This is a genomic window from Nocardia sp. NPDC050175 (assembly GCF_044459885.1).
Taxonomy (GTDB): domain Bacteria; phylum Actinomycetota; class Actinomycetes; order Mycobacteriales; family Mycobacteriaceae; genus Nocardia.
The window spans coordinates 184841-202697 of sequence record NZ_JBITJI010000012.1 but is presented as its reverse complement, the minus strand read 5'-3'; the positions used below and the strand labels follow the sequence as shown (position 1 = coordinate 202697).

At 67.1% G+C, this 17857-nt stretch carries 16 protein-coding genes; 8 read left to right on the top strand and 8 right to left on the bottom strand.

What is annotated here, in order from left to right; translation table 11 throughout:
* Positions 1-149: 149 nt before the first annotated feature.
* Positions 150-935, top strand: a complete 786-nt coding sequence (locus ACIBK2_RS34170) for a PIG-L deacetylase family protein (protein ID WP_396973415.1) — start codon at positions 150-152, stop codon at positions 933-935.
* Positions 936-940: 5 nt separating this feature from the next.
* Here ACIBK2_RS34170 and ACIBK2_RS34165 read toward each other — a convergent pair whose 3' ends face one another.
* Positions 941-2467, bottom strand: a complete 1527-nt coding sequence (locus tag ACIBK2_RS34165; RefSeq protein ID WP_396973413.1) for a sensor histidine kinase — start codon at positions 2465-2467, stop codon at positions 941-943.
* A gap of 372 nt (positions 2468-2839) precedes the next feature.
* Between ACIBK2_RS34165 and ACIBK2_RS34160 the strand changes: the two genes are divergently transcribed.
* Positions 2840-3658, top strand: coding sequence for an amidohydrolase family protein (locus tag ACIBK2_RS34160; RefSeq protein WP_396973606.1), 819 nt, complete (start codon positions 2840-2842; stop codon positions 3656-3658).
* Here the strand turns inward: ACIBK2_RS34160 and ACIBK2_RS34155 are convergent, their stop codons facing one another.
* On the bottom strand, positions 3659-4054 hold the full coding sequence (locus ACIBK2_RS34155) for a hypothetical protein (protein WP_396973411.1): 396 nt from the start codon (positions 4052-4054) through the stop codon (positions 3659-3661).
* A gap of 234 nt (positions 4055-4288) precedes the next feature.
* Here ACIBK2_RS34155 and ACIBK2_RS34150 point away from each other — a divergent pair, with 234 nt between their 5' ends.
* Positions 4289-4807, top strand: coding sequence for an AAA family ATPase (locus tag ACIBK2_RS34150; protein WP_396973409.1), 519 nt, complete (start codon positions 4289-4291; stop codon positions 4805-4807).
* A 63-nt stretch (positions 4808-4870) separates the two neighbouring features.
* Here ACIBK2_RS34150 and ACIBK2_RS34145 read toward each other — a convergent pair whose 3' ends face one another.
* Both ACIBK2_RS34145 and ctaD read right to left on the bottom strand, forming a co-directional pair.
* On the bottom strand, positions 4871-5518 hold the full coding sequence (locus tag ACIBK2_RS34145) for a class I SAM-dependent methyltransferase (protein WP_396973407.1): 648 nt from the start codon (positions 5516-5518) through the stop codon (positions 4871-4873).
* Between the two features lie 61 nt (positions 5519-5579).
* Complete coding sequence (ctaD, locus tag ACIBK2_RS34140) at positions 5580-7283, bottom strand: cytochrome c oxidase subunit I (RefSeq protein WP_396973405.1); 1704 nt, start codon at positions 7281-7283, stop codon at positions 5580-5582.
* Positions 7284-7658: 375 nt separating this feature from the next.
* Between ctaD and ACIBK2_RS34135 the strand changes: the two genes are divergently transcribed.
* The gene (locus ACIBK2_RS34135; protein WP_396973604.1) at positions 7659-8951 is read left to right on the top strand and encodes a cytochrome P450; all 1293 of its coding nucleotides are present in this window, start codon (positions 7659-7661) and stop codon (positions 8949-8951) included.
* Between the two features lie 6 nt (positions 8952-8957).
* Here the strand turns inward: ACIBK2_RS34135 and ACIBK2_RS34130 are convergent, their stop codons facing one another.
* On the bottom strand, positions 8958-9194 hold the full coding sequence (locus tag ACIBK2_RS34130) for a hypothetical protein (protein ID WP_396973403.1): 237 nt from the start codon (positions 9192-9194) through the stop codon (positions 8958-8960).
* Positions 9195-9424: 230 nt separating this feature from the next.
* Between ACIBK2_RS34130 and ACIBK2_RS34125 the strand changes: the two genes are divergently transcribed.
* Positions 9425-10255 carry a mycofactocin-coupled SDR family oxidoreductase gene (locus ACIBK2_RS34125; RefSeq protein WP_396973401.1) on the top strand — a complete coding sequence of 277 codons (831 nt, stop codon included), beginning with the start codon at positions 9425-9427 and terminating at the stop codon, positions 10253-10255.
* A gap of 117 nt (positions 10256-10372) precedes the next feature.
* Complete coding sequence (locus tag ACIBK2_RS34120; protein ID WP_396973399.1) at positions 10373-12346, top strand: cytochrome c oxidase assembly protein; 1974 nt, start codon at positions 10373-10375, stop codon at positions 12344-12346.
* A 61-nt stretch (positions 12347-12407) separates the two neighbouring features.
* On the opposite strand, the gene ACIBK2_RS34115 is transcribed toward ACIBK2_RS34120, so the two are convergent.
* Positions 12408-14669, bottom strand: a complete 2262-nt coding sequence (locus ACIBK2_RS34115; RefSeq protein ID WP_396973397.1) for a heavy metal translocating P-type ATPase — start codon at positions 14667-14669, stop codon at positions 12408-12410.
* 10 nt (positions 14670-14679) lie between these two features.
* Positions 14680-15423, bottom strand: a complete 744-nt coding sequence (locus ACIBK2_RS34110; RefSeq protein ID WP_396973395.1) for a zf-HC2 domain-containing protein — start codon at positions 15421-15423, stop codon at positions 14680-14682.
* Positions 15424-15565: 142 nt separating this feature from the next.
* On the opposite strand from ACIBK2_RS34110, the gene sigC reads away from it, so the two are divergent.
* Entirely contained in the window at positions 15566-16132 is a 567-nt protein-coding gene (sigC, locus tag ACIBK2_RS34105; protein ID WP_357380574.1) for an RNA polymerase sigma factor SigC, read from the top strand.
* Between the two features lie 8 nt (positions 16133-16140).
* Here sigC and ACIBK2_RS34100 read toward each other — a convergent pair whose 3' ends face one another.
* Entirely contained in the window at positions 16141-16992 is an 852-nt protein-coding gene (locus tag ACIBK2_RS34100; RefSeq protein ID WP_396973392.1) for a helix-turn-helix transcriptional regulator, read from the bottom strand.
* A gap of 87 nt (positions 16993-17079) precedes the next feature.
* Between ACIBK2_RS34100 and ACIBK2_RS34095 the strand changes: the two genes are divergently transcribed.
* Positions 17080-17856, top strand: a complete 777-nt coding sequence (locus tag ACIBK2_RS34095; RefSeq protein ID WP_396973390.1) for an SDR family NAD(P)-dependent oxidoreductase — start codon at positions 17080-17082, stop codon at positions 17854-17856.
* The last annotated feature ends 1 nt before the right edge of the window (position 17857 follow it).

Below are 17857 nucleotides of genomic sequence, written 5' to 3'. Positions count from 1 at the left end.
GCTTTGCCTTGCCCGACGAAAGGGGCCTGTGATGATGGGCACCGTGGACATTGTGATCACCATCGGTCGCGTATTGGACACCTTGCAGAAAGCGCTGTCGCTACTCGTCCTCGGCGGCTGACGACACCGCCGGGTGCCAGACTGGTCCGATGGCAACCGTTGTCGCTTTCCATGCGCACCCGGATGACGAAACTCTGCTGACCGGAGGCACATTGGCCGCCGCGGCCGCGGCCGGGCACCGGGCGGTGATCGTCGTGGCCACCGACGGGCACATGGCCGCGCTCGATGGGCGAAAAGCCTTGAGGCTGACCGAATTAGCGGCGAGTGCCGCTGCGCTCGGCGTCGCCAGGGTGGTGCATCTCGGCTACGCCGACAGCGGTCACGGTGCCGTGCTGTTCGCGGACCCGCCGGATCGCGTCCGCTTCCTGCGGGCTGAGAGGGACGAGGCCGCCGAGCGGCTCGCCGCGATCCTCCGCGAGGAGAACGCCGAGATTCTGCTGAGCTACGACCGCAACGGCGGCTATGGGCACCGCGACCACGTGCGGGTGCACGAGGTCGGCACCCGAGCCGCCGAGTTGGCCGGTGTGCCACGGGTGCTCGACGCGACCATGCCTCGCGAAAACGTCGCTCACATAGTGCGTTTCCTCCGATTCCTGCGGGGCCGGCTCGGCCCTTCCGTCCTGGGATCGCTCTACAGTTCGGGTGCCGAGATCACCCACCGCATCGACGTGAGTCACTACGCGGCCCAGCGCAAAGCCGCTGTCGCAGCGCATCGTTCGATCATCGAGGGATCGGGCTCCTTCGCCGCGATCGCCAAAGTCCTGCTGCGGCTGCCGACGCCGATTCTCGGCCGAGTGATGCACTGGGAGTGGTACATCGAAGAGGGCGCCCAGCCGACGGACAACCCGCTCGACGACATCTTCAAGCCCGCCTGACACTTTCAGCGGCTCGTCGTCACGTCGACAGCCTGACAGCGCGGCAGTATGACCGTAAAGATGGCCCCTTCACCGGGTTCGCTGTGCACCGTGACCCGGCCGCCGTGCGCCGCGACCAGCGCGTGCACGATCGAGAGCCCGAGCCCGCTGCCGCCGCTCGCCCTGGTCCGGGAGGTGTCCGTGCGGTAGAACCGCTCGAAGACGCGGGCGGCGGCATCGGGCGACAATCCGGGCCCGGAGTCGATCACATCGATGCGGACCTCGTCGCGAGAAGGGGTGAGCCGCACCATGACAGCGGCCTCGGGCGGGGTATGGACGAGGGCGTTGCCGAGCAGATTGGCGAGTACCTGGCGCAGTCGCGGCCCGTCGCCGATCACGTCCATCGTGCCCTCGCCGGTGTCCACCACGACGCCGATGCGTCGTTCGGGCGAAGTGGGCGTTGGTTTCTGGCGTGCGGCCATCGCTTGGGCGTTGTGCACGGCGTCGCCGGCCAACGCGAGCAGATCCACCGGTTTGCGCTCCAGCGGCCGCTTTTCGTCCAACCGTGCCAGCAGCAGCAGATCCTCGACGAGCAACCCCATCCGCTCGGCCTCGGACTCGATGCGCCCGACCACCATCGTGGCGTCGGTGCTCGCGCCCTGCCGGTACAGCTCGGCGAAACCGCGGATGGTGGTGAGCGGCGTCCGCAGCTCGTGGCTGGCGTCGGCGACGAACTGGCGCATCTTGGCCTCGGAACGGCGGGCCGCTTCCTCCGAGGCTTCGGTTGCCGCGACTCCGTATTGGATCTGGGCGAGCATCTCGTTCAACGAGCGGGCCAGATGATCGACCTCGGTGTCCACGCCGCGCACCGGGACCCTGCGGTGCAGGTCGCCGCCCGCGATGGCCGCCGCGGTGTCCTCGACCTCGCGCAACGGTCGCAGGCTGCGCTGGATCACCAGGTAGCCCACCACGCCCAGCGCGACCAAGGCGATGGTGCCGGTGGCGAGCTCGAAGAAGATCAACCGGGAGACCGTCTCCTGATTGTCGGTCAGCGGCAATCCGATGGTGGTCGAGCCGAATTGGTTCGACGTGGTCAGCACCCGCCAGTGCACCGACGAGTCGTCGGCGGAGTCGACCGTCGTCGGACTGTCGCCGACCGGTCCGCTGAGATCCGGTACGCCCGAGGCACTTCCGCCACCCGGCACCTCGAAGAACACCTGACCGCCCGCGCTCTTGTGCAGCTCGAAGAACCGGCGCGGCTGTTCGGCCACCGATCGGGGCTGTGGTGACGGGCCGGGGGAGTCGGCCGGAACCCATTGCACGGACCCGTCATTCGTCCGCACCTGCTTCATCGGCCGCGGCTGAGCCCAGCTACGAGACGCGTCGTAGAGCTGCTCGTCGGTGCGTTGGGTCAACGACTGGCTCAACGCCGACGTCACCGCCGCCCCCGAGGCGATCAGCGCCACCGCCGTCAGCAGCAGCAACGCGATCACCAACCCGATCCGCAGCGGAACCGACGCCACCCGCCGCGACAACTGTGCGCGCGCGTTCATGCCCGGCTCGGCTGTACTGCCCGCAGCAAGTGACCAACGCCGATCCCGATTCCCGCGAGAGGTGTGCCGATCATGACCACATGATCGCGTCACTACCGCTGTCCGAGCTGCGAGCGACCTGGGTATCTGCTGTGAGGAGGGGACCAGGGGCGCCCGCACCGCGCCGTTGCGCTACGGACACCCGGGCCGGTTGGCTCCTGCCGATCTGTGGCGATACGGCGTAAAGACCTAGTACCCATTCGGTGGGCCGGTCACCCCACGAATTTCGGTGAGTTCGATCGTGCGCGTGAATTCGCTGAATCTTGTCGGGTAGGGGGAGGCGTCTGGATACCGTGAGCGGCGTTGGCCGATCCGATAGTGGTGGGAGTGGCGATGGCGATCATCGATGCGTGGGCGCAGCATCCGACGATGCGGATGATCCAGCACGACATGTTCGATTCGCTGCGGCGGTGGGGTGCGCCGCTGCCGACCGAGCAGCCGCCGGTGGCCGCCACGCTAGCCGCGATGGATGCGGGCGGTGTGGACCTCGCACTGATCAGTGCCTGGTATGGGCCGGAAGGGGTGTTGATCTCCAACGACGAGGTCGCCTCGTTCGTCTCGGAATCCGACGGCAGGCTGGTCGGCGTCGCTTCGGTGGATCTGCGTAAGCCGGTCGCCGCGGTCCACGAGTTGCGCCGTGCGGTAACCGAATTGGAGATGAAGGCGCTGCGCATCGTGCCGTGGTTGTGGGGTCTGCCGCCGAACGACCGCCGCTACTATCCGCTCTACGCCGAGTGCGTCGAGCTGGGCATTCCGTTCTGCACCCAGGTCGGTCACACCGGCCCGCTGCGCAGCTCGGAGACCGGGCGGCCGATTCCCTACCTCGACGATGTCGCCCTGGACTTTCCCGAACTGACCATCGTCGGCGGCCACATCGGCTACCCCTGGACCACCGAAATGATCGCGGTCGCAACCAAATACCCGAATGTCTACATCGACACCTCGGCCTACACCGTGCGCAGGTACCCACCCGAACTGGTGGCCTATCTGAAAAAGCATGGCCGCGAGAAGGTCCTGTTCGGCACCAACTTCCCGATGATCATGCCGGACCACGCCCTCGCCGGACTCGATGATCTGGAGCTGGACAACGAAGTTCGCGAGCTGTTCCTGTCCGGCAACGCCCGTCGCGTCTTCCGCCTCGACGCCGGGTGATCAGGGATGCTGGATCGGAGTCTTACTGCGGTGACCGGTATCCGGATCCACCACGGACAACGCGAGCTGGCCCTCCTCACCGGCTATATACGGCTCGAACCGGCTGAAGTGAAAGTTTCCGTGCGCGTCGGTGTCGGCCTGCCCCCAACTCCGCGTGGTCGGTAACCGGGACCAGCCAGCCACATAGATGTGCACGGTCGCGTCATGCGCCCACCCCGCACCTTCGACGTTGTAGGTGGTGCCGGTCTGCAAAACAGTCGCGCGAACCTCCACAGCGAACCGTCCCTCCGGCCGAACCTGTTCCGCGACAACACTTGTGGCATCGGCCGTCGGACCCACTACCACGGTCCCGAAGGCAGCCAGCACCAGCAGTGTCGCGAGTCGAATCCGTGTCATCTAGCGGCCTCCTCAGCCGGTGGTGGGACGCGACGCCGGGTCAATGCTCGGCGCAGCGTCCGCTCGCCCCGACCAGATCCGTCGTGTGCATGGGTCCATCATGCGGCCTGCCGCAACCGATATTCCGAGTCTTGGTTAACGCCACCGTCCGCAGCGGCGAAAGACCCATTACCCAGCGCCGAGGGCAGCTGCGCTGATCCGTCTCGTCAGCAGGAAGACCGCCATGATGGGTGGGTGGCTGAATTCGTGGTGTTGGTCAATGGATTGCCGGGGTCGGGGAAGTCGACGTTGGGGCGACCGTTGGCTGCGGCGTTAGGTGCCACGTTCTTGTCGAAGGATGTGGTCAAGGAGGCCTTGGCGGGTTGTGTCGACGACGACGCCGTGGTTTCCGCGTTGGGTGGCATTGCGATGGATGCCGTGTGGGCGTTGGCTGGGGTGGCTTCGGGGACTGTCGTCGTCGACTCTTGGTGGTTCAGGCCGCGGGACTTGGGGTTCGCCAGGGCTGGAATCGAGAAGGCAAGGGCCGACCGCGTTGTGGAGGTCTGGTGTGACGTTCCCGCCGAGGTAGCGAGGGCTCGTTATGCGAGTCGGCGTCGTGCGGCGGTGTACTGCGACGAGCAGCGTCTCGCCGAGGATTGGGACACGTGGGCCGGTCAGGCCGTACCGCTCGGGCTTGCGCCCATCGTTTGGGTTGACACGACCCAACCGGTTCCTCCTGCTGACCTGGCCGCGCGAATCGAGCGTCTCGTGTGATCGCGCGACCGGGTCGAGTGCCTCGGTAGGTCGAGTTGGGTTGTGGGGCAGGCGGATTCGTGATCAGTGGCGGCGGATGCGCAGGACGTTGTCCTTGCGGACGCCGGGCTGGCCCTCGGGGCCGGTGTACTCGCGTTCGGCCAGGCCGTCTACTTCGACGGTCCATTCGGTGGGGTCGAGGTGCAGGCCGGCGAGGACTTCGGTGGTGGTGGGGAAGTGGACGTCGTGGGGTGGGACGGTCACCCAGGAGGGCCATTCGGCGTGGCCGACGATCAGGAGTTGACCGCCGGGGGTGACGGCTTCGGCGGCGTGGCGGAGGATCTGTTCGCGTTCGTCGGCTTGGGCGACGGGGGAGTGCAGGTATTGGGCGGTGACGAGGTCGAATTGGCCGGTGGGGAAGGTGTTCGCGAGGTCGTGGCGTTGCCAGTCGATGTCGGTGATGTCCTGCTCGGCGGCGCGGGCTCGGGCGCGGTTGAGTGCGGTCTCCGAGACGTCGACGGCGGTGACCCTCCAGCCGCGCTCGGCCAGCCAGATCGCGTCGGCACCTTCGGCGCAGCCCAGGTCGAGTGCGGAACCTGCTTGGGCCGAGGCGATTTCGCGCACCAACAGGAAGTTGGGCGAGCCGGACCAGACTTGTTCCCGCTCCTGGTAGAAGTTCTCCCAGAACTCAACCGTGTTGCCGTCAGCGTTGTGGGTGTGTGTCTCGGTCATGGACACCACGATCCCTGGCGCGGAGCTATAGCGGCAAACTTCTTTGCTGATTCGGCAACAATTATTCGTCGGTGGGCTCGGTATCCGTGGATTTCTCCAGCGAAGGCTTGGCTTTCTCGTCGGCTACCGCGCGGTCCTCCACGAGCATGGCCGACCGATGCCCGGATCCCCAGCCCGCGTGCGCCTCGGTCCGCATCCGCTCGACCATGTGCGGATAGTGCAGCTCGAACGCCGGACGCTCGGATCGGATCCGCGGCAGCTCGTAGAAATTGTGCCGCGGCGGTGGGCAGGTGGTGGCCCACTCCAGGGAGTTGCCGTAACCCCATGGATCGTCCACCGTGACGACCTCGCCGTACCGGAAGCTCTTGAAGACGTTCCAGATGAACGGCAACATCGAGGCGCCCAGGATGAACGCGCCGATGGTGGAGATGGTGTTCAACGTGGTGAAACCATCGCTCGGCAGATAGTCGGCATACCGCCGCGGCATCCCCTCCGCGCCGACCCAATGCTGCACCAGGAACGTCGTGTGGAAGCCAACGAACGTGGTCCAGAAGTGCCACTTACCCAGTCGCTCGTCCATCATCCGCCCGGTCATCTTCGGGAACCAGAAGTAGATACCCGCGAACGTCGCGAAGACGATCGTCCCGAACAACACGTAATGGAAGTGCGCCACCACGAAATACGAGTCGGTGACGTGGAAGTCCAGCGGCGGACTGGCCAGGATCACGCCGGACAGCCCACCGAACAGGAAGGTCGTCAGGAAGCCGAGGGAGAACAGCATCGGCGTCTCGAACGTCAACTGCCCACGCCACATGGTGAAGATCCAGTTGAAGAACTTCACCCCCGTCGGCACCGCGATCAGGAACGTCATCAGCGAAAAGAACGGCAGCAGAACAGATCCCGTCGCATACATGTGATGCGCCCACACCGCCACCGACAGCGCGCCGATCGAGATCGTCGCGTACACCAGCGCGCTGTAACCGAACAGCGGCTTACGCGAGAACACCGGGAAGATCTCGGTCACGATGCCGAAGAACGGCAACGCCACGATATACACCTCGGGATGCCCGAAGAACCAGAACAGATGCTGCCAGAGCAGCACACCGCCATTGGCCGTGTCGTAGATGTGCGCGCCGAGATGCCGGTCGATCGCCAACGCGAACAGCGCCGCGGTGAGGATCGGAAAGGCAAGCAGCACAAGGATGCTGGTGACCAGGATGTTCCAGGTGAAGATCGGCATCCGGAACATGATCATGCCTGGGGCGCGCAGGCAGATGATCGTGGTGATCATGTTGACGCCGCCGAGGATGGTGCCGAGCCCGGACAGGATCAACCCCATGATCCACAGGTCGGCGCCCGCCCCCGGGGCGTGCTCGAAGTTGCTGAGCGGCGCGTAGCCGGTCCAGCCGAAGTCGGCGGCGCCGCCCGGCGTGATGAAGCCCGCGGTCGCGATGGTCGCCCCGAACAGGTACAGCCAATAGCTGAACGCGTTGAGTCGAGGGAACGCGACGTCCGGCGCCCCGATCTGCAAGGGCAGCACGGCATTTGCGAAGCCGAACACGATCGGTGTCGCATAGAACAGCAGCATCAGCGTGCCGTGCATGGTGAACAACTGATTGAACTGTTCCGTCGACAGGAACTGCATCCCCGGCCGGGCCAGCTCGCCGCGCATCAGCAGGGCCATCAGCCCGCCGATGAAGAAGAAGGTCATCGCCGTGACCAGATACATGATCCCGAGCACCTTCGGATCGGTGGTCGTGATCATCTTCCAGAGGTAGGAACCCTTCGGCCCCCGCCGTCGCGGATAGGGTCGAACCGCCTGAAGTTGTTCGGTCTGCGTCACACTCACAGCCGTCGCCACCTTCCGAACCGCCGGGCAACTCGAGGCCGGCGCGACCGGCCTGCATCAACCAAACCATGTGACCGCTGTCTCACGCCACCCCTAGATCGACTTTGCCAAAGGTTTGCCATGGCGGCTCGAATAGGCTTCTCCAACTGGGCTTCTGCGGATAGGAACCGCCGCGATGTCCGCTCGGAGTGATACGCCCTGGATATCAGGGCTATCTGCGACCGAGGGTTGATGCGTCGCGGCACTCAGGTGCGTACCGTGAGGGCCAACAAACGACAGGCGGGGGCCGAAATGAAAACCTGGGTTCGTTGGGCGACACTGCACGGCATGCCGCGCATGTACTTCAACAAGCGCGCCCGCGACGGTGATCCGTTGTCGGAGATCCTGACGAACTCCCTGGCCGAGAACCCCTACCTGTTCGGCGACCGCATTCGCGAGCAAGGCCGACTGGTCCGCACCGGGGTCACCTGGGTCACCGCCGACCACGAGGTGTGTCGAAAGGTTCTGCGCGACAAAAATTTCGGTGCCAGCTCGCCGGAGGCGCTGAAGCTGCCCCGGTCGATGCGCAGGCTGGTGCGCGCGACCGACCTGAAGCTGGCCAACCCGGTCGAACCGCCGTCCATGCTGATGGTCGACCCGCCGCAGCACACGAGATATCGCAAACTCGTCGCGCAGGAATTCACCCCGCGCGCGGTCGGCCGGCTGCACGATCGCATCGTCGAGGTGACTGACGAGCTGCTCGCCGGACTGGCGGCACGCCGCGACGCCGACCTGATCGCGGACTTCGCCACGCTGCTGCCGGTGGCGATCATCTGCGAAATCCTCGGTGTGCCAAAGGAAGACCAGGACTACATGCTCGAGCTCGGGCACGCGGGCGCGCCTCTGCTGGATATCGGCATCTCGTGGCGCACGTTCCGTCGCGCTATCGCCGCCTTACGTGCGAGCGAGGAATTCGTCGAGGGACACATCGCCCGGCTGCGGGTCGACCCCGGCGACAACATCCTCAGCCAACTGGCCGTCAGCGGCAGTCTGACCATGCCCGAACTCAAGGCGACCGCAACGCTGGTGGCCGGTGCCGGCTTCGAAACCACGGTGAATCTGCTCGGCAACGGCATGGTGGCGCTGCACGAGCATCCGGACCAACTCGCCCTGCTGCGGGCCGAGCCGGAGCGATGGCCCGCCGCGATCGAGGAGATCCTGCGTTTCGACAGTCCGGTCCAGATGACCTCCCGAACTGCGTTGTGCGACATAGAAATAGCTGATCGGACGATCCCCCGCGGTGACTCGGTCACGCTGCTGCTCGGTGCCGCCAACCGTGACCCCGCCGTCTTCGCCGACCCCGGCACCTTCGATGTCACCAGGGCCAACGCGCGCGAGCACCTGTCGTTCAGCAGCGGCGTGCACGCCTGCCTCGGCGCCAGCCTGGCCAGGATGGAGGGCACCGTCGCCCTGTCCGCGCTCTACGATCGTTTCCCCGAGCTGCGGCTCACCGGCACCCCCGAGCGGCGCGGCCTCGTCAATCTCCGTGGCTATCAACGGATACCGGCCGCGCCGGGGCTGTCGGCGGCCAGTCGCACCGCCTGAGCCCGCTCAGAACTCGAGCGGGTCCTGGATGAGCATGCCTTCGACGGCGCGCAGGCGGTCGCTCATGGTGGACAGCAGGTCGATGGAGTCGTGCGAGAGGCCGACCGCGGTGTGCACGAGTCGGCGCAGCCGCGGGCTGTCGAGCGAGCGGGCCACGGTCGCGTCGTAGTCGGTCGTCGGTGTGCTGTCGAAAGGTCGAACGAGCTGGTCGAGATCCACGGCGAAGTACTCACAATCGGTCATCTGGCCCCCTGGGACCATTGTGGGCGCGCTGGGCCGCGCGCCTGCGCGATGTGCCGCCGGCGAGTACTGCCTGATGCTGCGACGCACACCGCATACACTTCGTCGCTGCGCCGACCTGGAACGTTTCGTGTGTAGTTGTGGACAATACGAACGTAAACGGCAGCTACACGACATGCCAGCGTGAAACGATGAGTTCGGCCGAACAAATACCGATCTGGTGAGGGGCCGACATGGCGAATCTCGACGGCAAGGTAGCGCTGATCACCGGCGGCGCCCGAGGTCAGGGGCGTGCGCACGCGGTGGCGCTGGCGGTGGCGGGCGCGGACATCGTGGTGTGCGATATCGCCGAACAGGTCGCGAGCGTGCCTTATCCGATGAGTTCGGAGTCGGATCTGGCCGAAACGGCCAAATTGGTCGAGGAAACCGGACGCCGCTGCGTGGCGCTCAAAGCCGATGTGCGAAGCCAGACGGAGATGAACGCGGTCGCCCAGCGCGCGATCGATGACTTCGGTCACATCGACATCCTGATCGCCAACGCGGGCATCGCCTCCAACTCCTCGATCGCCGAGATGGCCGACGAGTTGTGGCAGGACATGATCGACATCAACCTCAACGGCGTCTTCCACAGCTTCCGCGCGGTGGTGCCGCACATGATCGAACGCCGGTGGGGCCGCATCGTGGCCACCTCCTCCATCGTGGCCAGGATGGGCGTGCGCAACGCCGGGCACTATGCGGCGGCGAAATGGGGCGTGCTCGGGCTGGTCAAGTCGTTGTCGCTGGAGCTGGTGGAGTACGGCATCACCGTCAACGCGGTGCTGCCCGGCGGCGTGGACACCGACATGATCCAGAATCCGGCGATGTATCGAATGATGCTGCCGGACACGGAGAATCCCACCAAGGAGGACGTGATGGCGATGTTCGCGTCCGGTCCGCCGAACTCCGATCTGATCGCGCCCGCCGAGGTCGCCGACGCGGTGGTGATGCTGGTGTCCGAGCAAGGGCGGCACTTCAACGGCGAGGCCTTGACGATCTCCGGCGGGCTCAGCGCCAACACCGTCTGAACGTCAGCACCGACGAAATGTGACCTGCGTCGCAGACGTCGCGGCGCCGGAACTTTCCCGGCGCCGGATCCGACCGATCAACGAGGCCCGGTTCCGGGCGAACTTTCGTTCTCGAGGATGGTGGACGGCAACGTGCAGGTGAAACGCTCGACAGTCCACCTTGTCTGGCTGGTCGCGGCGGCCGTTCTGCTCGCCCTCGTCGTCGGCTCGGTGGTGGAAGCGGGTGACGCGCCCTACCGAGCCGCAGGCACCGCCTATCCCGGTTTCGCAGATGTGCTCGGCTACGTGCTGCTGCGCGTGGTCGCCGCGCTGGCCGGCGCGACCGCGCTCGGCGCCCTGGTCTACGCGGTGTGCTGTACCGCCGTCACCGGCCGCGGCCGCCTCGACGTCGACGGCTATTCCGGCCTGCGGCTCGCCGAGCGAGCCGGTCTGGTGTGGCTGCTGTCGGCGCTGGCGCTGATCCCGGTGACCGCGGCGAATGTCGGCGGGCTGACGGTCTCCGGGCTCTTCCGGATCGGCGCGCTCGGCGCGCTGATCGACGCCAGCGAGAAGCCAAAGGCCTGGATCGTGGTCGCCGTGCTGGCCGGTGTGGTGACGCTGGGTGCCCGAATGCTGTTGTCCTGGAACGGGGCAGCGGTGTTGCTGATGGTGGCCGCGATCGGCGTGCTGCCGCCCGCGATGGTCGGCAATGCGGGGGAGGGGCCGAATCACGACTACGGCACCGGCGCGATGATCATCTTCCAGCTGGCGGTGTCGGTGCTGCCCGGACTGCTGTGGTGCGTCGCGGACCACCTGCGCCGCAACGGATCACACGCGGCCACCGCGGTCCGCCGCGGCGCGGTGATCGCGCTGCTGTGTCTGGCGGCGGCAACCCTGAGTGGTCTGGTGCTCTGGGTGATCCTGCTGCCGTGGTCTGATGTGTTGACCACCGGGTACGGACGGCTGGCGCTAGTGGTGGTCGCCGTCGGCGTCGACCTGGGGCTGACGATGCGTGCGGTATTGAAGCACCGCGACCCCGGCGCCCGCACCGCCTTCCTGATCGCCTGCAGCGGAGCACTTTCCGCGGTGGCGATCGCCGCGACGGTGGCCATGGCGGTCCAGCCTGCCCCGGCCTTCGCCGATCGATCGTTCACCGCGCAGGAGGTGTTCCTCGGTTTCGACCTGTTCGATCGACCGAACCTGCTGCGCCTGATCACGGTGTGGCGCTTCGACATCGTGCTCGGCACCGCCGCGTTGGCCGCGATCGTGCTGTACACGCTCGGCGTGCTGCGGTTGTGGCGGCGCGGCGACGGATGGTCGCGGTGGCGCACCACCTCGTGGATCGGCGGCTGCGTTGCGCTGCTGATCGCTACGTCCTCGGGCATCGGCACCTACGGTTTCGCGATGTTCAGCATGCACATGATCACGCACATGGCCTTGAACATGTTCGTGCCGGTGCTGCTGGTACTCGGCGCGCCGGTGACCCTGCTGCTGCGCGCCGTGCCAGCGGCCAAGCGCGGCCATGTGCACGGTGTGCGCGAATGGGTGCTCGCCCTGCTGCATTCGCGACCGACCGCGGTGATCGCGCATCCGGCGACGGCGCTGTCGTTGTTCGTGATCTCGCTCTACGGCCTGTATTTCACGCCGCTGTTCGAGAGCCTGATCCGATACCACTGGGGGCACGTGCTGATGAACGTGCACTTCCTGATCGTCGGCTACCTGTACTACTGGGGCATCATCGGCATCGACCCCGGCCCGCGCCGCCTGCCACACCTCGGCAGGCTCGGAGTCCTGTTCGCGGTCATGCCTTTTCACGCCTTCTTCGGTGTCGCGGTGATGTCGATGAACACCGTCATCGGTTCCCGCTTCTACACCAACCTGCAGCTCCCGTGGAACATCGACCTGCTCGCCGACCAGCGCGTCGGCGGCGGAATCGCCTGGGTCTCCGGCGAAATCCCGATCCTCCTGGTAGTCGGTGCACTACTCACCCAGTGGGTAGCCCAGGACCGCCGCACCGCAGTACGCACCGACCGCAAGGACGACGACTACGGCGACTCCGACCTCGCCGCATACAACGCCATGCTGGATCAGTTGGCCCGAACTCGCCGCTGACCCGCCGACCGAAGGCGCCCTTCAGTTGGTCTTGCCTGCTGAAGGGCGCCTTCGGTCGGGTCTAGCGGTTGAAGCGAACTCGGCGCAGGCGCAGGCTGTTCGAGACCACGAAGAATGACGAGAATGCCATGGCGGCGCCGGCGATCAGCGGGTTCAGGAAGCCGAGTGCGGCTATCGGGATGGCGATCACGTTGTAGCCGAAGGCCCACACCAGGTTTCCCTTGATGGTGCGCAGCGTGGCATGGGCCAGTTCGATGGCGTCGGCGACCGCGCCGAGGTCCTCGCGGACCAGGATGACGTCGGCGGCGGCGATCGCGACATCGGTGCCCGCGCCGATCGCCATGCCGAGGTCCGCGGTGGCGAGCGCGGCGCCGTCGTTGATGCCGTCGCCGACCATCACCACCCGATGTCCCTGCTCCTGCATGCGGGCGATCAGTTCGACCTTGCCCTCCGGAAGTAGTTCGGCGACAACCTCATCGATGCCGATCTCGTCGGCCACCGACTGTGCCGCGTAGGCATTGTCGCCGGTGAACATCATGACGCGCAGCCCGAGCCGGTGTAGCCGGGCGATCGCGGCCGCGGCGGTCTCCTTGACGGTGTCGGCCACCGCGATCACCGCGACGACAACGCCGTCGACGGCGACGAGCACGACGGTGCGTCCGGACCGTTCCTGCTGCCGGACAGCACGATTCAGGTCCTGCGGGATGCCGATGCCCTGATCGTCGAACAGCCGCGACCGGCCGACCAGCACCCGACGGCCGTCCACCACGCCGCGCGCGCCCAATCCCGGTAGGGCCTCGAAGGATTCGACCGAGGGCAGTGCATCGATCGCTTCGCGCGCGTGCCGAGTGATCGCCGCCGCCACGGCGTGTTCGGACGCGGCCTCCACCGCACCGGCCAGGCGCAGCACCTCCGCCGCACTGAACGACTCGTGCTCGATCACCGCGACCACACTCATCGCCCCATTGGTGACAGTGCCGGTCTTGTCCAACACCACGGTGTCCACGTCCCGGGTGGCTTCCAAAGCCTGATGGCCCTTGATGAAAATGCCCAGCTGCGCACCGCGTCCCGAGGCCACCATCAGCGCGGTCGGAATCGCCAGACCCAGCGCGCATGGGCACGCCACGACCAGTACCGCCAGCGCGGCCGCCGCGGCTCGATCCGCACCGGAGCCGGTCGCCAGCCAGATCACGAACGTCACGGCCGTCACCAGGAAGACGAACGGAACGAACACCGCCGACACCCGATCGGCGATCCGCTGCATCCGCGCCTTGCCGGTCTGCGCCTGCTCGACCAGCCGGATCATCCCGGACAGCTTCGTATCCGCCCCTACCGCAGCGGCTTCCACGATCAGCCGCCCGGTGAGCGCGGTGGTGCCACCGATCACCGCCATGCCCGTATTCACGTCGACCGGAATGGATTCGCCGGTCATCGCACTGGCGTCGACACTCGACTCGCCGGACACCACCAGGCCGTCTGTGGCGATGGTCTCCCCGGGCCGCACCACGAAGCGCTGCCCCTCCACGAGTTCGCCGATGGGAACCCGCATTTCGCGATCGTCGCGGGTCAGCACGGTGACCTCACGCGCGCCGAGCGCGGCGAGCGCACGCAACGCGCTACCCGCCGAACGCTTCGCCTTCGCCTCGAAATACCGTCCCGCCAACACGAATGCGGTGACGCCTGCGGCAACTTCGAGGTAGATCGCATCACTGGCCCAGATCGCCGCCCAGACTCCGTCGGGCGCGGGCCCGGAACGGTTGGGGTGCAAGAACATCGTGTCCAACGACCACAGCGTCGCGGTGAGCACGCCGACCGAGACCAGCGTGTCCATGCTCGCCGCACCGACCTTGGCATTGGCAAAAGCCTTGCGGTGGAACGGCGCCGCCGACCAGACCACCACCGGCAGCGCGAGCACGGTGAGGATCAGCTGCCACCCGGTGATCCGGGTGCTGGGGATGGTCGCGAACATCACCGAAAGATCGGCCAGCGGGAAGAACGCCATCAACGCCACGACCAGCCTGCGCAGCAGGTCGTTCACCGCCGCGTCCTCGGGCGCCGAGCTGATCGGCTCGGAGCGGTCGGTGATCGGCGACGCACCGAACCCGGTGGCGTCGACTTCCGCGCACAGTTGCTCGGCGGTGACATCACCGACCGCGTCGATCGTCGCGATCCCGGTGGCATAGTTCACCGACGCGGTGATCCCGTCGATCTTGTTGAGCTTGCGTTCCACCCGGGTAGAGCAGGCCGCACAGCTCATCCCGGTGACGGCGAGGGAGATGCGGTTCGGTTCGGTGCGAGTGATCGAGTCGAGCTCGATGGTCATGACATTCCGTTCAGGCAGCGGGATCTTGGGTCGAGCGGAGGTGGCGGGTGCGCCTGCCGAGCTGTGCGCCCGGCGGCAGCACCAGGTCGACCGGGACGCGGTCGCGGGTCGGCGGCGAGGTTTCCGGGCGGCGCGTCCGGTGCACGACCACGACCAGCACCAGGGCGACGACCAGCAGTCCGTGCGAGAGGACCCGCGAGATCGGCACCACACCGGAGTACAGATCGGACACCACGAACGCGCTCAACGCGGCAACCAGCACACCGAGCACCGGCAGCACTCCGGCGGCGGCGTGCGGCCGCAGCGCGCAGTAGATGAACCCGACACCGATCGCCAGACTCCACGCGGTGCTCTCGTTGAGCAGATGACGAGTCATCTCGGCACCGTGATGGTGACTCATGCCGAAGTCGAGCCCGGCCAGCTGGGCCAGGGCCAATGCGCACTGCAGCAGACCGAGCACACCCAGCAGGACGCGGGTCAACGCGATTCGTGAGGTCGGCACCGCAGCGCGCAGCCTGGCCAGCGGAGACGGCTGCGGCCGCTCCAACTCGGCTGCGGCAAAGATCGCGTCGGTCAGGTCCGGCGCGTACGCCGAGCCGCCGCGCAATTGCTTCGAGGTCTCCACCGCGGCGACGTACCAGGAGCAGCACTCGGCGCACTGCTCGAGGTGCTCGTCCACCCGGGCGGCGGGCACGGTTTCGCGCTCGCCGTCGATCCGGGCCGACAGCGCCGTCCGGCACACTTTGCACTCCACGTCCAGATTGTCGTCTATTCGGACACCGAAGTTCCCGGCAGTTGATTTTGGTGGCGCCGCTCACGGAAACCAGCGTGGTGACCTGCGTTACCTCGGCCGGGCCGGTCCGTCGACGCCGTGGCAGCGGGTTATTGTCGACACCATGCCGACGCCCGCCGAGGATGACGAGACGACCCGCCTGGCCCTGGCGGCGGCGCGTGGCGACCGGCGGGCACTGGAAGGTTTCATCCGGGCCACCCAGAAAGATGTGTGGCGGTTGCTCGCCCATCTGACCGAGGTCGGCCGGGCCGACGACCTGACCCAGGAGACCTACCTGCGGGCGCTCGGCAGCATCAAGCGTTTCGAGGGCCGCGCCAGCGCGCGCACCTGGCTGCTGTCCATCGCGCGCCGGGTCGTGGTCGATCAGGTGCGGATGGCGGTGGCCCGGCCGAAGATCGCGCACGGCGTCGACTGGGTCGCGGCCGCCGACCGGCAGGTGCCGCGGCGCGACGGGCTGACCGAGATCGTCGAACTCAACCTGCTGCTGGACGATCTCGCGCCGGAGCGACGCGAGGCGCTGGTGCTCACCCAGGTGCTCGGGCTGTCCTACGCCGAAGCCGCATCGGTCTGCGGCTGCCCGGTGGGCACGGTCCGCTCCCGCGTGGCTCGCGGCCGCGAAGATCTAGTCGCTGCAACAAGATTCGGCACACGGCGCAGCGCCAACGGCTGACGCCGGGCTCAGGGAGTGGCGTCCATGCGCTGGGTGCCGATGACCGACAGCAGCTGGAGGGCCTGCTCGGTCGGTGAGCCCGGGCTAGCGGTGTAGATCACGACTCGCTGGTCCCGGTCGGTGATGTCGAGGACATCGCAATTGACGGCGATCGGGCCGACCAGCGGATGCTCGAACGTCTTACACAAGGTGGGCTCGGCAGTCACATCGTGAGATGCCCACAGGCGGTCGAACTCCGGGCTTCCGGCGCGCAGCTCGGCCACCAGCTCGTTCACCTCCGGATCGTCGGGGTAGCGGGCGGCGGCGGCGCGCAGATCCTGGGCCGCGCTGCGGGCGAAGGTGTCCGCGTCCGACACCCCGTACAACCGTCGCCCGTGCAGGCGCGGCCCGAGGAAGGTCCGCCGCACCAGGTTTCGGTCGCGTCGCGACAGGGCGGAGAAGTCCTCCATCAACGCGGCCGCCAGCTCGTTCCAGGCGAGCACCTCCCAGGTGGCCGACGTCACGATCGCGGCGGCCTGCGGCAGCCGATGCAGCAGGTCGAGGATGCTCTGCCGCACCTCGCGTGACGGCCCCGCCGGTGGGCCGGGCGGTGCCCCGGCGAGGTGGTGCAGATGGTCGCGTTCGGCGTCCGAAAGGCGCAGTGCGCGAGTCAAACCGCTCAGCACTTCGCGCGATGGGCGCGGGCCGCGGGCCTGTTCGAGCCGCGTGTAGTACTCGGTCGAGATGAAAGCCAGCTGTGCGACCTCCTCGCGGCGCAGCCCGGGAGTGCGGCGGCGTGGTCCGGCGGGCAGACCCACGTCGGACGGGGTGATCCGCTCGCGTCTGCTGCGCAGGAAGTCCGCCAGTTCTCGTCTGTCCACACCTTCAGTGTGCTCGGCGGTCGCGGAACCGAGCCAGGTACAGCCGGTACCTGGCTCGGCCCGGTGTTCGAGCCGACGCTCGGAGCCATGGACAACACACTGCATGCGGGTCTACTGGCCGACAAGGTCGCCTTCATCACCGGTGCCGGACGCGGTATCGGCGCGGCGGCGGCACGACTGTTCGCGAGGGAGGGTGCCCGGGTGATGCTCGCGGCCCGGACGGAGGCGCAGCTGAAGGCGGTGACCGAGGAGGTCAGGGCGGCAGGCGGCACTGCGGACTACGTGGTGTGCGACCTGGCCGACCCGGATAGCGTGCGCGCCGCCGTCGACCACACCGTCGACCGGTTCGGGCGGCTCGACGTCGCCTTCAACAACGGTGCGGCACTGGTGCCGTCCGGTCCGATGGATCAGGTGCGGGAGGCCGATTTCGACTATGTCTACGCCGTGAATCTGAAGGGCCCGTGGCTGTCCATGATCGCCGAGGTCGCCGCCATCCGGGCGACCGCGGGCACGGGCGCCATCGTCAATACCTCCAGTGTCGGCAGCCTGATGGGCAACTCGGAGCTGCCCGCCTACGGTGCGATGAAGCGAGCGGTCAACAGCCTCACCGAATCTGCCGCTGTCACTTACGGTCCGGAGGGTATCCGCGTCAATGCGATCGCACCTGGTAGCACGCTGACCGAGATGATCCAGGATTGGGAAAAGGACTCACCGGGCGTCATCGAGCGACTCAACGCGCTCACACCGCTGGGCCGGGTGGCCGACCCGGACGAGATCGCCCAGGCCGCCGCATGGCTGCTCAGCGACCGCTCCTCCTATGTGACCGGCACTATCCTGCGGGTCGACGGCGGCCTGCGCGCGTGAA

What these genes read in the sequence shown, in the direction of transcription:
- ACIBK2_RS34170 (WP_396973415.1), top strand. Translation starts at nt 150, where the DNA reads ATGGCAACCGTTGTCGCTTTCCATGCGCACCCGGATGACGAAACTCTG.
- ACIBK2_RS34165 (WP_396973413.1), bottom strand. Translation starts at nt 2,467, where the DNA reads ATGAACGCGCGCGCACAGTTGTCGCGGCGGGTGGCGTCGGTTCCGCTG.
- ACIBK2_RS34160 (WP_396973606.1), top strand. Translation starts at nt 2,840, where the DNA reads ATGGCGATCATCGATGCGTGGGCGCAGCATCCGACGATGCGGATGATC.
- ACIBK2_RS34155 (WP_396973411.1), bottom strand. Translation starts at nt 4,054, where the DNA reads ATGACACGGATTCGACTCGCGACACTGCTGGTGCTGGCTGCCTTCGGG.
- ACIBK2_RS34145 (WP_396973407.1), bottom strand. Translation starts at nt 5,518, where the DNA reads ATGACCGAGACACACACCCACAACGCTGACGGCAACACGGTTGAGTTC.
- ctaD (WP_396973405.1), bottom strand. Translation starts at nt 7,283, where the DNA reads ATGATCACGACCACCGATCCGAAGGTGCTCGGGATCATGTATCTGGTC.
- ACIBK2_RS34135 (WP_396973604.1), top strand. Translation starts at nt 7,659, where the DNA reads ATGAAAACCTGGGTTCGTTGGGCGACACTGCACGGCATGCCGCGCATG.
- ACIBK2_RS34130 (WP_396973403.1), bottom strand. Translation starts at nt 9,194, where the DNA reads ATGACCGATTGTGAGTACTTCGCCGTGGATCTCGACCAGCTCGTTCGA.
- ACIBK2_RS34125 (WP_396973401.1), top strand. Translation starts at nt 9,425, where the DNA reads ATGGCGAATCTCGACGGCAAGGTAGCGCTGATCACCGGCGGCGCCCGA.
- ACIBK2_RS34120 (WP_396973399.1), top strand. Translation starts at nt 10,373, where the DNA reads ATGGTGGACGGCAACGTGCAGGTGAAACGCTCGACAGTCCACCTTGTC.
- ACIBK2_RS34115 (WP_396973397.1), bottom strand. Translation starts at nt 14,669, where the DNA reads ATGACCATCGAGCTCGACTCGATCACTCGCACCGAACCGAACCGCATC.
- sigC (WP_357380574.1), top strand. Translation starts at nt 15,566, where the DNA reads ATGCCGACGCCCGCCGAGGATGACGAGACGACCCGCCTGGCCCTGGCG.
- ACIBK2_RS34095 (WP_396973390.1), top strand. Translation starts at nt 17,080, where the DNA reads ATGGACAACACACTGCATGCGGGTCTACTGGCCGACAAGGTCGCCTTC.